This is a genomic window from Modestobacter roseus (assembly GCF_007994135.1).
Taxonomy (GTDB): domain Bacteria; phylum Actinomycetota; class Actinomycetes; order Mycobacteriales; family Geodermatophilaceae; genus Modestobacter; species Modestobacter roseus.
On sequence record NZ_VLKF01000001.1, the window covers coordinates 3,498,553 to 3,512,711 of the forward strand.

A 14,159-nucleotide genomic window follows, 5' to 3' on the forward strand; every position below is an offset into this window, starting at 1 on the left:
CTGTGCGGTGAGTGCCCACTCCGGGATCCGAGTGGGCACTCACCGCACAGTGCCCGGAGACGACGGCGGCCGCCGCCCCCGGTGGGGACGGCGGCCGGCGCACGCGACGTGCTTGCTCAGCTGGGGATGTAGTTGAACTCGTCGGGGTTCGGGCCGTTGCGGCCGTCCTTGCGGTCCAGACCGTCGATCTCCCGCATGTCGTCCTCGGTGAGCTCGAAGTCGAACAGCGCGAAGTTCTGCTCGACCCGGCTGCGGGTGACCGACTTGGGGAAGATGATGTCCCCGCGCTGGACGGCCCAGCGGAGCGCGGCCTGCGCCGGGCTCTTGCCGTACCGCTCACCGACCCGGATGAGCGTCGGGTCGTCGAGCACCTTGCCCTGCGCGATCGGGGCCCAGGCCTCGGTGTGGATCTCGTGCTCGGCGTTGAACGCCCGCAGGTCGTCCTGCGCGAAGTAGGGGTGCACCTCGATCTGGTTCACCACCGGCCGGACCTCGGTCTCGGCGAACAGCCGGTTGAGGTGGTGGGCGTTGAAGTTGGAGACGCCGATGGCCTTGACCCGGCCGGAGCGGTAGATCTCCTCCATCGCCTTCCAGGTCTCGACGTAGTCGACGTCGATGCCCGGCAGCGGCCAGTGCACGAGGAACAGGTCCAGGTAGTCGAACTCCAGCGCGTCCATGGTGCCGTCGAACGCCTTCAGCGCGGCGTCGCGGGCGTGGAAGCCGTTGTTCAGCTTGGAGGTCACGAAGACCTCCTCGCGCGGCACGCCGGACTGGCGGACGGCCTCGCCGACCTCGGCCTCGTTGCCGTACATCTCGGCGGTGTCGATGTGCCGGTAGCCGACCTCGAGGGCCGTGCGGGTGGCCTCGACGGTGTCCTCGGGCTTGATCTGGAAGACGCCGAAGCCCAGCTGCGGGATCTCGACGCCGTTGTTCAGGGTGATCGTGGGCACGGTGGTGGTGGCCATGCGTGGTCTCCTCTTCTCGACTACGGGTGAGTGGCGGCGCGCGGGGACCTTCCGCGCTGCCGGCCTGGGGCTCTGCCTACCCGGGCCCGGCCGCCGCTACCCGCGAGTCATCTCACCCCGGGTGGCGGGAATGCTCAGGGCAGCCGCCGGGCCAGGTCGCCGGCGAAGTCCTCGGCCACGGCCAGCTGCTCGCGCAGCGCGGTGACCCGGGCGGTGGCCGCCTCGTGGAACATCCGCAGCCGGTCCAGCAGGCGTTCGCGGTCACCGGTGGCCCGCTCGAGGTCGGCCAGCAGGGTGAGCAGCTCCTGCATCTCCTCGAGGCTGAAGCCCAGCGGCTTCATCCGCTTGATGACCTCGAACCGGGCGACGTCGGCCTCGCTGTAGAGCCGGAAGCCGCCCTCGGTCCGCGCCGTGGGGACGACGAGGCCGTTCTCCTCGTAGAACCGGATGGTGCGCAGGCTGAGCCCGGTCCGCTCGGCGACCTGGCCGATCTGCACCAGCCCGCCGCCGGCGGCCGCGGTGGCCGGGGGCATCAGTGCGCCCCGGCGAGCTGGCCGGTGTGCCGGTCGTAGCGGTCGGCCGAGTGGCCGGTCAGGCCGACGACCTGGACCTGCTTGCCGCGCAACTCGTACTTGTGCGTGATCGCGTCCAGCGCGGCCACCGTGGAGGCGTCCCAGACGTGCGCGTGGGTCAGGTCGATGACGACGTTCGTCGGGTCGCCGGCGTAGTCGAACTGGGTGTAGAGGTCGTTGCTGGAGGCGAAGAACAGCGCGCCGCTCACCTGGTAGACGCGGGTGTCGCCGTCCGGGTCGGTGACGCTGGTGACCTCGACCAGGTGGGCCACCCGGCGGGCGAACAGCACGCAGGCGACCAGCACGCCGGCGCCCACGCCGATGGCGAGGTTGTGGGTGATCAGGGTGCCGGCCACCGTCGTGAGCATCACCGCGGTCTCGCTGTACGGCATCCGGTGGATGGTGCGCAGGCTGTGCCAGTCGAAGGTGGCGATGGAGACGAACACCATCACCGCGACGAGGGCGGCCATCGGGATGATGCCGACGACGTCGCCCAGCGCGACCACGAGCACGAGCAGCAGGGCGCCGGCCAGGAAGGTCGACAGCCGGGTGCGGGCGCCGGACTTCACGTTGATCATGGTCTGGCCGATCATCGCGCAGCCGCCCATGCCGCCGAACAGGCCCGAGGCGATGTTCGCGGTGCCCTGGCCCCAGGACTCCCGGGTCTTGTTCGAGGGCGTGTCGGTGATGTCGTCGACCAGCTTCGCCGTCATCAGCGACTCCATCAGCCCGACGAAGGCGACGCCGAGGGCGAAGGGCGTGATGATCGCCAGCGTCTCGAGCGTGAACGGCACCGCCGGGATGCCGAAGAAGGGCAGGGTGTCGGGCAGCGCGCCCTGGTCCCCCACGGTGGGCACCTCCCATCCGGCGGCGACGACGGCACCGGTGACCAGCACGATCGCCACCAGCGGCGCCGGGACGGCGCTGGTGAGCCGCGGCAGCCCGAAGATGATCGCCAGGCCGACGGCGGCCAGCGGGTAGACCAGCCACGGGACGTCGACCAGGTGGGTCAGCTGGGCGGTGAAGATCAGGATGGCCAGGGCGTTGACGAAGCCCACCATCACGCTGCGCGGGATGAACCGCATGAGCTTGGCGAACCCGAGCAGGCCGAGCACCACCTGGAAGACCCCGCCGAGGACGACGGCGGCGAAGAGGTACTCGACGCCGTACTCCAGCGCCAGCGGCGCCACCACCAGCGCGATCGCACCCGTTGCCGCGGTGATCATCGCCGGTCGGCCGCCGGTGAAGGCGATGACCACGGCCATCACGAACGACGAGTAGAGGCCCACCCGCGGGTCGACCCCGGCCAGGATGGAGAAGCTGATCGCCTCGGGGATCAGTGCCAGCGCGACGACGAGGCCGGCCAGCACCTCGGTGCGGGCGACGGAGGGGTGCAGCCAGGCGGGGCGGCTCAGCCGTGCGGCGGGCAGGGTGAGGGACAAGCAGGACTCCAGGAGCTCTCCGGCGCAGGGCGGCACGCCCGCGCGATCTACCCCCACCCTGCCGGACGACCCTTCCCTCACGTAAGGGTCAGGTGGTGAGTCCTCCGTCACGTCCGGCGGGGACCTCGGCCACGACGGGGGCGTCCGGACGGCGCAGCACCAGCCACCCGGCGACACCGACCAGCCCGGCCAGCGCCGCACCGAGCGCGGGGACGGCGAACGCGCCCTCGGCGCCCCACGCGTCCACGGCGGCGCCGGCCAGGGCCGAGCCGGCGGTCACCCCGACGGTCAGCCCGGTGGAGGTCCAGGTCAGCCCCTCGGTGAGCGCTGCCCGGGGCACCCGCGACTCGACCAGCGACATCCCGGCCACCAGCAGCGGGGCGATGGCCAGCCCGGCCAGGAAGGCCACCCCGACCAGCACCGGCAGCGAGTCGACCAGGTGCAGCGCCTGCGCCGCGAGGCCGAACAGCAGGGCGCAGGCCAGGAACCGGCTGACCAGCGTGCCGGGCAGCCGGAGCACCCCGTAGGCCAGCCCGGCGACCAGGCTGCCCGCGGCGTAGGTGGACAGCGCGAGCCCGGCGGCGGCCGGGTGCCCCTCCGCCTCGGCGAACCCCACGACCACGACGTCGATCGCGCCGAACACGCTGCCCATCGCCAGGTAGGTGACCGCGATCGCCACCAGCCCCGGGGTGAGCACCCGCACCCGGGGCCGCGGCTCGCCGGCCACCCGCCGCTCCACCGGCGGCGCGGTCGCCTCCAGCCGGGAGAGCACCAGCCCGCCGACGACGCCCAGCAGCAGCCCGGTCAGGAAGCCGGCCGGCGGGGACACCGAGGCGGCGAGCACGGTGACGGCGGGCGGGGCGGCGACGAAGACCACCTCGTCTGCGACGGACTCGAAGGCGAAGGCGGTCTGCCGCTGCTCGGCGTCCGGCAGCGCGTGCGCCCACCGGCTGCGCACCACCGAGCCGACGTTGGAGCCGCTGGCCCCGCAGACGGCGGCCAGCGCGAACCAGGCCCAGCGGGGCCCGTCGGCGACGACCACGGTGACGAAGGCCAGCCCGGTGACCAGGTAGAGCAGCGCCGTCCAGCGCAGCACCGGGCTCTGCCCGATCCGGTCCATCAGCCGGGCCCACTGGGGGCTGGCGACCGCGAAGGCGAGCGACAGCGTGCCGGCGATCGCGCCGGCCAGCGCGTAGCTGCCGGTCTCCCCGGCGACCAGCAGCACCGAGCCCAGCCCGACGGTGGCCATCGGCACCCGGGCGAACCAGCCGGCCAGGGAGAAGGCCCGGGCGCCCGGCACGCTGAACAGCCGGGCGTAGGGGGAGAAGACGGTGCGGGCTGACACGTTCTCGTTCTCGCGCTTCCTGGCCACAGGCGAGTGCGGGGGTGCCCGCCGGACCCTCGGGTGGCGGTGCCGAACCTAGCAGCGCACCACCGCTCGCGTACGCCACTACATTGGGTCGGGTGACCACCTCCAGCCCCCTGCCCGACCCGCGGGTGCGCCCCCAGGTCACCCCGGGCACCGGCGGGCTGGTCGACCGGCACGGCCGGGTCGCCACCGACCTGCGCGTGTCCCTGACCGACCGCTGCAACCTGCGCTGCACGTACTGCATGCCGCCGGAGGGCCTGCAGTGGCTGCCGAAGGTCGAGCAGCTCACCGACGACGAGGTCGTCCGGCTGGTCCGGATCGGCGTCGAGCTGCTGGGCGTCCGCGAGGTCCGGTTCACCGGTGGTGAGCCGCTGCTGCGCCCGGGGCTGCCCGGCATCGTCGCGGCCAGCACCGCGCTGCACCCCCGGCCGGAGGTCTCGCTGACCACCAATGCGATCGGGCTGTCCCGGATGGCGCCGGCGCTGGCGGCGGCCGGGCTCGACCGGATCAACGTCAGCCTGGACACCCTGGACCGCGACCGGTTCAAGCAGCTCACCTACCGCGACCGGCTCGACGACGTGCTGGCCGGCCTGCGGGCCGCGCACGACGCCGGGCTCACCCCGGTCAAGGTCAACGCCGTGCTGCTGCACGGGATCAACGACGTCGACGCCGTCCCGCTGCTCGACTTCTGCCTGGAGCAGGGCTACGAGCTGCGGTTCATCGAGCAGATGCCGCTGGACGCCCACCACGCCTGGACCCGCGGCCGGATGGTCACCGGCGAGGACATCCTGGATCGGCTCTCCACCGCGCACACGCTGACCCCCGCCACGGAGGACCGCGGCTCTGCCCCGGCCGAGCGCTGGCTGGTCGACGGCGGCCCGGCCACCGTGGGCGTGATCGCCTCGGTCACCCGCTCCTTCTGCGGCGCCTGCGACCGCACCCGGGTCACCGCCGACGGCCAGGTGCGCAACTGCCTGTTCGCCCGGGACGAGTCCGACCTGCGTGGCCCGATGCGCGAGGGCGCCACCGACGCCGAGCTGGCCGACCGCTGGCGGATCGCCACGCTGGGCAAGCTGCCCGGCCACGGCATCGACGACCCGTCGTTCCTGCAACCCTCGCGGCCGATGTCCGCGATCGGGGGCTGAGGCCGGTGACGGTCACCGTCCGGTACTTCGCCGGGGCGCGCGCCGCCGCCGGTGTCACCACCGAGTCGCGGGAGGCGGCCAGCCTCGCCGAGCTGGTCGGCCAGATCGTCGACGACCACGGCGAGCGGCTGGAGCGGGTGCTCACCGCGTGCTCGTTCCTGGTCGACGGAACGCAGACCCGGGACCGGTCGTTGGTGCTGTCGCCCGGTGCGGTGGTGGACGTCCTGCCGCCGTTCGCCGGGGGATGACGTGAGGAGAGCGACATGAGCGTGTGGGACAAGGCCAAGGCCAAGGTGGACCAGGCCGTGGGCCATGCCGAGGAGCTCTGGGGCCAGTCGCACGGCGACGCGGCCGCCGCGCTCGACGGCGAGGCCCGCCGCCTGGAGGGCGAGGTCGAGGAGGAGCAGGCCGAGCACCCCGAGCACTCGCACCCCGGGCAGCACCCCGACGACGACGGGCTGGCCGGCGCCGGAGCCCGCTGACCCACGCCGCGGCGGCCACCGCGGGCCGCCCGGTGCGGCCAGACTGACCCCCTCAGGCACCACGCCGGTCGACCGAGGGAGTCGTCATGACCGAGCTGGCCCCACCCCTGCCGCAGCTGCTGCACGCCGACGAGGGCGCGGCGCTGTGGTTCACGGGCAACCTGATCACCGTGAAGGCGACCGGCGGGGAGACCCACGGCCGCGTCACGGTGGTCGAGTTCCTGAACCCGCCGGGCTTCGGCCCCCCGCTGCACCGGCACGTGCACGAGGACGAGATGTTCTACGTCCTCGAAGGATCGGCGGTGTTCCACTGCGACGGCGCGGAACTGCCGGCCGGTCCGGGGGACTTCGTGCTCCTCCCGTCCGGCATCCCGCACACCTTCCTGGTCTCCCCGGACGGGCCGCTGCGCACCCTGCAGATCACCACCCCGGCCGGCTTCGAGCAGTTCGCCGCCGCCGTGGGGGAGCCGGCCACGGAGCGCCGGCTGCCGGACCCGGCACCCGTCGACCCCGCCGCCCTCGCCCACGCCGCGGCGCTGCACGGGCTGGAGATCCTGGGGCCGCCCCCGAGCCCGTGACGCCGGGAGGACGCCGTTCAGCCGACCCGGACCGGCGCGACCAGCCGGATGGCGACCAACGCGACGTCGTCCTCCGGCCGGCCGTGCACCAGCCGGTCCAGCAGCTCGTCGCACAGCTTCCCCAGCGGCAGCCCGGCCACCTCGACGGCTGCCTGGCGCAGGCGCGCCATCCCCTCGTCGAGGTCCCCACCGCGCCGCTCGATCAGGCCGTCGGTGTAGAGCAGCACGGTCGTCCCGCAGTCGAGCGTGACCACCGACTCCGCCCGCTCGGCGGTCGCGTCCACGCCGAGCATCAGGTCACCGCGCCAGTCGGCGAGCGCGGCGAGGGTGCCGTCGGGGTGGATCACCAGCGGCGGCAGGTGGCCGGCGTTGCTCCACCGCATCCGGGTCAGCCCGCGGTCGGCCTCCGCGGGGGTCTGCTCGAAGCGGGCCACCGCCGCGGTGGCGTAGGTGTCCACGTGCAGCTGCGACATGGCGGCGTCCAGCCCGCGCAGCACCTCGCCGGGGCCGGCGTCGCTGTAGGTGGCGACCCCGCGCAGCAGCGCCCGCAGCTGGCCCATCGCCGCGGCGGCCGCGGTGTCGTGCCCGACGACGTCGCCGATCACCAGCATCGTCGCACCGGACGGCTGGGTGAACGCGTCGTACCAGTCACCGCCGACCCGGGCGGCCTCCGCCGCGGGGGTGTAGCGGACCACCACCTCGGCCTGGTCGTCCTCGTACCCACCGGTGAGCAGGCTGCGCTGCAGCGCCTCGGCCAGCTGGCGCTGCTGGTCGAACAGCCGGGCGTTGTCCAGCACCAGCCCGGCCCGGTCGGCGACCTCCTGGGAGGTGGCCAGGTCGGCCTCGCTCGGCGTGCGCCGGCCGTCGAAGTAGAGGGTCAGCACCCCGAGGGTCCGGCCGCGGCCGCGCAACGGCAGGGTCACCCCGGAGCTCGGCGCGAGCAGCTGGAGCAGCTCCCGGGCCTCGCACTCGGGCATCAGGTCGGCCACGTCCGGACCGGGCGCGACCACCATCTCCCCCAGCAGCGCCCGCACCACCGGTGAGGTCACCGGCATCGAGGAGAGCCGGACCTCGGCGTACCGCGCGACGATCGCGCGCTTCGCCGGGTCGACGTGCCACCAGCCGACGTCGCGGGGGCGCCCGTCGTCGTCCAGGACGGTGAGGATGCACCAGTCGCCCAGCACCGGGACGATCAGCCGCGGGATGCGGGCGGCCGCGGTGTCGACGTCCAGCGTGCCGGCCAGCTCGGCGCTCACCCGGGCCAGCATGGCCAGCCGCTCCTGGGCGGCCCGCCGGTCGGACACGTCGATGAAGTACATCGCCAGGCCGGCCTCGCTGGGCACCGCCCGCACCTCGAACCAGGCGTTCAGCGGGTGCGGGTAGAACGACTCCACCATGGCCGATCGTCCGGTCGCGACGCACTCCCGGTAGGTCCGCCCGAAGTCGTCGTCGCGGTTGGCCGGGAACATCTCCCAGTAGTCGCGGCCGATCAGCTCCTCGCGCGGCACCCCGACGATCGCCTCGCCCGCCGCGTTCAGGTAGGTGATGCACCACTCGCGGTCGACGGACATGTAGCCCATCGGCATGAGCTCGAGCTCCCGCTCGCCGTCCTGATGAGCCGTCACGCCCCACCTCCCCGTCCCGGTTCGGAGGCCGAGCGGTTCAGTTATGTCATGACGGCTCGATGACGAGCAAGCAGCCACACCCCAGCCGCCCCAGCGGTCACGGGCAGGCGACCCACTCCTCGGCGCCGTCGGTGAACACCTGCCGCTTCCAGATCGGCAACCGGGCCTTCACCTCGTCGACCAGCTCCGCGCAGGCGGTGAACGCCTGACCGCGGTGCGCGGCGCTGACCGCGCACGCCAGCGCCACGTCCCCGATGCCCAGCAGGCCGACCCGGTGCGAGACGGCGACCGACTCCACCTCCGGCCGCGCGGCGAACTCGGCGGCGATCTCGGCGATCAGCGCGGCGGCGGTCGGGTGGCCGACGTACTCCAGCTCGGTGACCGAACGTCCGCCGTCGTGGTCGCGGACGACGCCGGCGAAGGAGACCACCGCGCCGGCCGCCTTCCCGGCGACGGCGTCCTCGTGCTCGGCGACCGAGAGCGGCTCGTCGGTGACCCGGGCCAGCAGCGTGCTCACGGCGGCGACGGTACCCGGGGAGGTCACCCGGAGGGCGGGACGTCGAGGTCGGTGGGGTCGGCCAGACCGGTGCAGTCGACCTCGACCACGTCGCGGCCGGCCAGGTAGGCGCGGGCGCCCTCGTCGCCGGTGGCCGTCTCCACCACCCCGGCCCAGTGCTCGCGGCCGAGCAGCACCGGGTGGCCACGGACGCCGCCGTAGCTGGCCACCGCCAGGGCGTCGGGGGCCGCGTGCGCGGCGACCCGGGCCAGCGCCTCCGGCGTCATCCCCGGCATGTCGACCAGCTGCACCAGCACGGCGGTGACCCGGCCGGGCCACCCGCGCAGGCCCTCCAGCCCGGTGCGCAGGCTGGAGGCCATGCCGGTCTCCCAGTCGCGGTTGGCCAGCACGCTGGCGCCGGAGAGGTCGGCACGCTGCCACACCTCCACGGCGGCGGCGCCCAGGACGACGAGCACCGGGTCGCAGACCGCCGTCGCCGTCCGCACCGCCCGTTCGACCAGCAGGCTGCCGCGGTACTCGACCAGCGCCTTCGGCATGCCGTACCGCCGGCCTCCCCCGGCGGCGAGGACCAGGCCGGCCACGGGTGCGCCGGAGGTCATCCGCCGGCCGCCGCTCGGACCTGCTCGCTGGTCAGGCACGGCTCGGCCTGGTCGCTGGCGTGCGCCACCCGGGCCAGCAGCCGGCGCAGCTGCGCGCTCTCGTCCGCGTCGAGGTCGCCGAGGAGCCGGCCCTCCACCGCCCGCAGTGCCGCCCGGGACCGCTCCAGCGCCGCCCGGCCCTCGGCGGTGACCACCACCTGGCGCACCCGCCGGTCAGCGGGGTCGGGCCTGCGGGTGACCAGCCCCGCGGCCTGCAGGTCGTCGACCAGGTAGGTCATCGCGGTCTTGTCGATGGCCAGCCGCTGGGCCAGCGCCAGCTGGGAGGACGGCGGCCCGGCCTGCACCGCCACCAGCACCTGGTAGCCCCGCGGGCCACCGGGCAGGTCGTCGACCGCGGTGAGGGCGGTCTGCCGGAAGGCAGTGGCGACCCGGTGCAGCGACCACCCCAGCTCGTCCTCCAGCCCGGGGGCGGCCGGGCCGACCTGCTCTCGACTGCTCGTCACCGGCGCATCGTACGGGAATGCTACCGTCCGGTCAACAGATCATCTGAGTGCCAGACGATCTCACCGACCGACGACCGTGAGGCGACCGACCATGAGCACGACCAACCACCCCGACCGCGCCGCGACCGCCGCCGACGCGGTCCACCCGTTCACCGTCGACGTGCCGCAGGCCCAGCTCGACGACCTGCAGCAGCGACTGGCCGCCACCCGCTGGCCGGACGCCGAGACCGTCGCCGACACCAGCCAGGGGCCGCAGCTGGCCAAGGTCCGGGCCCTGGTCGAGCGCTGGCGCACCGGCTACGACTGGCGGGCCACCGAGGCGCTGCTGAACGGGTGGGACCAGTTCGTCACCACCATCGACGGCCTGGACGTGCACTTCCTGCACGTCCGCTCCCCCGAGCCGGACGCGATGCCGATGGTGATGACCCACGGTTGGCCGGGCTCCGTGCTGGAGTTCCGCTCGGTCATCGGGCCGCTGACCGACCCCGTGGCGCACGGCGGCCGTGCCGAGGACGCCTTCTCCCTGGTGATCCCGAGCCTGCCCGGCTTCGGGTTCTCCGGACGGCCCACCGGCACCGGCTGGGACCTGCCCCGCACGGCCCGCGCCTGGATCACGCTGATGGCCCGGCTGGGCTACGACCGCTTCGTCGCCCAGGGCGGCGACCTCGGCGCCGGGGTCACCGAGGAGATGGCCGCACTGACCGCCACCACCCCCACCGGGCTGGCCGGCATGCACCTGAACATGGCCATGTTCTGGCCCACCCCGCAGGAGATGGCCGAGGCCACCCCGGAGGAGCAGCAGATGCTCACCGAGGCCCGCTACTACGACGAGGTGCTGTCCGGCTACGCCAAGCAGATGTCCACCCGGCCGCAGACGATCGGCTACGCCCTGTCGGACTCCCCCGTCGGGCTGGCCGCGTGGATCTACGCGATGTTCCAGGACGTCGGCGGCGCGCGCGGGGACGCCGAGGCGGTCTTCGACGTCGACGAGATGATCGACGACGTGATGCTGTACTGGCTCACCGGCACCGCGGCGTCCTCGGCCCGGATGTACTGGGAGCTCGCCCAGGGCCAGTGGGGGCCGCCGGCCGGCGCAGCGCCGATCGACCTGCCGACCGGGATCACCATCATGCCGGGGGAGTACGTGCGCAAGTCCCGCCGCTGGGTCGAGCGCCGCTACACCGACCTGCTGCACTTCGACCAGGTCGCCGCCGGCGGGCACTTCGCCGCGCTGGAGCAGCCGGAGCTGCTGGTCGAGGAGATCCGGACGACGTTCCGGCGGCTGCGCTGATCCCTCACCGGCTGACCGCCCTCACCGGGGGTAGACGGCGACCTCGGAGGCCTTGACCGAGGCCCAGACGTCGGCGCCGGGCGCGAGCCCCAGCTCGGCGAAGGAGGTGGCGGTGACGTCGGCGGTCAGCGCCACCTCCCCGGCCAGGTCGCAGCGCACCACCGGCCCGTGCGGGGTGGCGGTGACCAGCCGCAGCGGCCACACGTTGCGCGGGCTGCCCGCCGGGCGCTGCAGGTAGAGCGCCACCGACTCCGGCCGGACGGCGACGAACACCGACCCCCGCGCGTCGGCGGCCACCGCGACCACGCCGCCGCCGTCCAGCTCGACCGTCGTCCCGGCGCCGGTGCCGGCCAGCAGGACCAGGCCGACCAGCCGGGCCACGTAGTCGGTGCGCGGCCGGCGCGCGACCTCGGCCGGGGTGCCGGCCTGCACCACCCGGCCCTCCTCGATGACCAGGATCCGGTCGGCCAGCGCCATTGCGTCGACCGGGTCGTGGGTGACCAGCACCGCGCTGCCGGCGTAGTCGGCGAGGTGCCGGTGCAGCTCGGCCCGGACGGCGAGCCGGGTGCGCGCGTCCAGCGCCGACAGCGGCTCGTCGAGCAGCAGCACCCGGGGGTCGCCGACCAGCGCCCGGGCGAGCGCGGCCCGCTGCGCCTGCCCACCGGAGAGCTGCCCGGGACGCCGCGCCCCGAGGTCGGCCAACCCCACCCGCTCCAGCCAGCGCCCGGCGACGGCGCGCGCCTCCGCCCGCCCGGCACCGCGGGTGCGCAGCCCGAACGCCACGTTCTCGGTGACCGTCAGGTGCGGGAACAGCAGGTGGTCCTGGAACACCACGCCCACCGACCGCTGGTGCGCGGGCAGTGGATCCCAGGCCCGGCCGTCCACCCGCACGTACCCGTCACCGGGACGCAGCAGCCCGGCCAGGACGCGCAAGACGGTGGACTTGCCGGCGCCGTTGGGTCCCAGCACCGCGAGCACCTCGCCGTCGGCCACCGCGACGTCGACGTCGACGCTGACGCCGCCCCGGTCGACCACGACGCGCGCGTCCAGCGTCATGCCGCGGCCCGGCCCAGCCAGCGGTCGCGCAGCAGCAGCAGGGTGGCCAGCGAGACGCCGAGCAGCACCAGCGAGAGCGCGATCGCCGCTTCCGGGTCCGACTGCAACGCCAGGTAGACCGCCAGCGGCATCGTCTGCGTCGTCCCGGGGAAGTTGCCGGCGAAGGTGATCGTCGCGCCGAACTCGCCCAGCGCCCGGGCCCAGCAGAGCACGGCGCCGGCGGCGATCCCGGGGGCGACCAGCGGCAGGGTGACCCGGCGGAACGTCGTCCACCGGTTCGCGCCCAGGGTGGCGGCGGCGTCCTCGAACCGGGCGTCCGCCGCGCGCAGCGCGCCCTCGACGCTGATCACCAGGAACGGCATCGCCACGAACGTCTCGGCGATCACCACCGCGGTCGTGGTGAACGGGATGCTCACCCCGAGGTGCTCGTACAGCGGCCCGCCGAGCAGCCCGGTGCGGCCGAGGACCAGGAAGAGCGCGACGCCGCCGACCACCGGCGGCAGCACCAGCGGCACGGTCACCAGCGCGCGGAGGACGGCGCGGCCGCGGATCCGGGAGCGGGCCAGCACCCAGGCCAGCGGGACGCCCAGCACCAGGGAGAGCGCGGTGGCCGCGGTCGCCGAGACGAGCGAGAGCCGCAGCGCCTCGCCGACCTGTTCCCGGGCCAGCTGCGGTCCGATCTCCGACCACGGCGCCCGGACGACCAGCCCGACGAGCGGCAGCACCAGGAACGCGACCGCCACGGCCGCCGGGACGAGCAGCGGCGCCGGGACCCCGCCGTCCCGGAGGCGGCGGCTCACGGGGTGCGGAAGCCGGCGTCGGCGAGGGCCTGCCGGCCGGCCGGGGACCGCACCAGGTCGACGAACGCGCGGGCGGCCTCCGGGGCGGGCGCGTCGGCCAGCACGCCGATCGGGTACTCGTTGACCGCCCCGTCCGCCTCCGGGAACGCGATGCCCTCGACGTCGGGGCCGGCCGCGCGGACGTCGGTGGCGTAGACCAGCGCCGCGTCGACCTCGCCCAGCTGCACCTTGGTGAGGGCGGCCCTGACGTCCTCCTCCTCGGTGTCCGGCCGCGCGGTGATGCCGGCCGCGGCGAAGACGTCCTCCGCCGCGGCGCCGCAGGGCACCTCCCGGGCGCAGACGGCGAGGGTGAGCTCCGGGTCGGCGAAGTCGGCCAGCCCGGTGACGTCGCCCGGGTTGCCGGCGGGCACCGCGATCTCCAGCACGTTCGCCGCGACGACCGCCGGTTCCCCGGCCAGCAGCCCGGCATCGGCGACGACGGCCATCTGCTGCTCGTTGGCCGGGGCGAAGACGTCGGCCGGGGCGCCCTGGGCGAGCTGGGTGGCCAGCGCCGAGCTGCCGGCGAAGGTGAACCGCACGTCCAGCCCGGGGTCGTCGGCCTCCAGCTGCTCGCCCAGGTCGGTGAAGACGTCGGTGAGCGAGGCGGCGGCGAACACGGTGAGCGTGCGGTCGGCCCCGGCGGCGGGGCCCCCACAGCCGGCCAGGAGCAACGCGACCATGCAGAGGACCAGCACCCCCACGGCACGGCGGCACCGCAGATGCGCGCTCGCTCCGCTCCTCGCTCGCTGGCGCTCGCTGCGGTGCTCACTCACGGCACGTCCACGCTGACCTGGGTGGCCTTCACCGTCGCCACCGCACGGGCGCCGACCTCCAGCCCGAGCTCGTCGGCGGCCTCCCGGCTCATCAGCGACACCAGCCGGAAGGGCCCGGCCTGGATCTCCACCTGGGCCATCACGCCGTCCCGCAGCACCCGGGTGACGATGCCGGCCATCCGGTTGCGCGCCGAGGACGACCGGGTCACCCCGGGCGCCGGCGCCTCGTGCAGCTCGGCGGCCACCCGGGCCAGGTCGACCCCGTCGACCTGCGCCGGGCCGGCGTCGCGGGAGGCGGCGAGCCGGTCGGCGTCGATCCAGCGCCGCACGGTGTCATCGCTCACCCCGAGCAGCGCGGCGGCCTCGGCGATGCGGTAGGTGGCGGCCACCAGAGCACGGTAAC

At 74.6% G+C, this 14,159-nt stretch carries 17 protein-coding genes; 5 read left to right on the forward strand and 12 right to left on the reverse strand.

Features of this window, described 5'->3' with window-relative positions:
* Positions 1-116: 116 nt before the first annotated feature.
* The 4 genes from JD78_RS16775 to JD78_RS16790 all read right to left on the reverse strand — a co-directional run bounded on the left by JD78_RS16775 (position 117) and on the right by JD78_RS16790 (position 4,324).
* Positions 117-965 carry an aldo/keto reductase gene (locus tag JD78_RS16775; protein ID WP_153359541.1) on the reverse strand — a complete coding sequence of 283 codons (849 nt, stop codon included), beginning with the start codon at positions 963-965 and terminating at the stop codon, positions 117-119.
* A 134-nt stretch (positions 966-1,099) separates the two neighbouring features.
* Entirely contained in the window at positions 1,100-1,498 is a 399-nt protein-coding gene (locus JD78_RS16780) for a MerR family transcriptional regulator (RefSeq protein WP_153359539.1), read from the reverse strand.
* Positions 1,498-2,979: a SulP family inorganic anion transporter gene (locus tag JD78_RS16785; RefSeq protein ID WP_153359537.1), complete on the reverse strand. Its 1,482-nt coding sequence runs from the start codon at positions 2,977-2,979 to the stop codon at positions 1,498-1,500. Before JD78_RS16785 ends, JD78_RS16780 begins: the two co-directional genes overlap by 1 nt.
* Before the next feature lie 88 nt (positions 2,980-3,067).
* On the reverse strand, positions 3,068-4,324 hold the full coding sequence (locus JD78_RS16790) for an MFS transporter (protein ID WP_153359535.1): 1,257 nt from the start codon (positions 4,322-4,324) through the stop codon (positions 3,068-3,070).
* Positions 4,325-4,443: 119 nt separating this feature from the next.
* On the opposite strand from JD78_RS16790, the gene moaA reads away from it, so the two are divergent.
* The 4 genes from moaA to JD78_RS16810 all read left to right on the forward strand — a co-directional run bounded on the left by moaA (position 4,444) and on the right by JD78_RS16810 (position 6,553).
* Complete coding sequence (gene moaA, locus JD78_RS16795) at positions 4,444-5,493, forward strand: GTP 3',8-cyclase MoaA (RefSeq protein ID WP_194290449.1); 1,050 nt, start codon at positions 4,444-4,446, stop codon at positions 5,491-5,493.
* A gap of 5 nt (positions 5,494-5,498) precedes the next feature.
* Positions 5,499-5,741, forward strand: a complete 243-nt coding sequence (locus tag JD78_RS16800; protein ID WP_208104131.1) for a MoaD/ThiS family protein — start codon at positions 5,499-5,501, stop codon at positions 5,739-5,741.
* 15 nt (positions 5,742-5,756) lie between these two features.
* Positions 5,757-5,975, forward strand: coding sequence for a hypothetical protein (locus tag JD78_RS16805; RefSeq protein WP_153359531.1), 219 nt, complete (start codon positions 5,757-5,759; stop codon positions 5,973-5,975).
* 86 nt (positions 5,976-6,061) lie between these two features.
* Positions 6,062-6,553: a cupin domain-containing protein gene (locus JD78_RS16810; RefSeq protein ID WP_153359529.1), complete on the forward strand. Its 492-nt coding sequence runs from the start codon at positions 6,062-6,064 to the stop codon at positions 6,551-6,553.
* A gap of 17 nt (positions 6,554-6,570) precedes the next feature.
* On the opposite strand, the gene JD78_RS16815 is transcribed toward JD78_RS16810, so the two are convergent.
* The 4 genes from JD78_RS16815 to JD78_RS22665 all read right to left on the reverse strand — a co-directional run bounded on the left by JD78_RS16815 (position 6,571) and on the right by JD78_RS22665 (position 9,797).
* On the reverse strand, positions 6,571-8,178 hold the full coding sequence (locus tag JD78_RS16815; RefSeq protein ID WP_228395106.1) for a SpoIIE family protein phosphatase: 1,608 nt from the start codon (positions 8,176-8,178) through the stop codon (positions 6,571-6,573).
* A gap of 97 nt (positions 8,179-8,275) precedes the next feature.
* Positions 8,276-8,695 (reverse strand): molybdenum cofactor biosynthesis protein MoaE, encoded by a 420-nt coding sequence (locus JD78_RS16820; RefSeq protein WP_228395105.1) that lies wholly within the window; start codon positions 8,693-8,695, stop codon positions 8,276-8,278.
* A gap of 23 nt (positions 8,696-8,718) precedes the next feature.
* A complete protein-coding gene (locus tag JD78_RS16825) occupies positions 8,719-9,294 on the reverse strand; it encodes a nucleotidyltransferase family protein (RefSeq protein WP_166521240.1) in 576 nt (191 codons plus the stop codon).
* A complete protein-coding gene (locus JD78_RS22665; protein ID WP_208104132.1) occupies positions 9,291-9,797 on the reverse strand; it encodes a MarR family winged helix-turn-helix transcriptional regulator in 507 nt (168 codons plus the stop codon). Before JD78_RS22665 ends, JD78_RS16825 begins: the two co-directional genes overlap by 4 nt.
* 91 nt (positions 9,798-9,888) lie before the next feature.
* Here JD78_RS22665 and JD78_RS16835 point away from each other — a divergent pair, with 91 nt between their 5' ends.
* Positions 9,889-11,088, forward strand: coding sequence for an epoxide hydrolase family protein (locus JD78_RS16835; protein WP_166521241.1), 1,200 nt, complete (start codon positions 9,889-9,891; stop codon positions 11,086-11,088).
* 21 nt (positions 11,089-11,109) lie between these two features.
* Here the strand turns inward: JD78_RS16835 and JD78_RS16840 are convergent, their stop codons facing one another.
* The 4 genes from JD78_RS16840 to JD78_RS16855 form a co-directional block, all read right to left on the reverse strand.
* Entirely contained in the window at positions 11,110-12,144 is a 1,035-nt protein-coding gene (locus tag JD78_RS16840) for an ABC transporter ATP-binding protein (protein ID WP_153362144.1), read from the reverse strand.
* On the reverse strand, positions 12,141-12,944 hold the full coding sequence (locus tag JD78_RS16845; protein ID WP_153362145.1) for an ABC transporter permease: 804 nt from the start codon (positions 12,942-12,944) through the stop codon (positions 12,141-12,143). Before JD78_RS16845 ends, JD78_RS16840 begins: the two co-directional genes overlap by 4 nt.
* Positions 12,941-13,663 carry a molybdate ABC transporter substrate-binding protein gene (gene modA / locus JD78_RS16850; RefSeq protein ID WP_153362146.1) on the reverse strand — a complete coding sequence of 241 codons (723 nt, stop codon included), beginning with the start codon at positions 13,661-13,663 and terminating at the stop codon, positions 12,941-12,943. Before modA ends, JD78_RS16845 begins: the two co-directional genes overlap by 4 nt.
* Positions 13,664-13,752: 89 nt before the next feature.
* A complete protein-coding gene (locus tag JD78_RS16855) occupies positions 13,753-14,145 on the reverse strand; it encodes a TOBE domain-containing protein (RefSeq protein WP_153362147.1) in 393 nt (130 codons plus the stop codon).
* Positions 14,146-14,159: the final 14 nt, after the last annotated feature.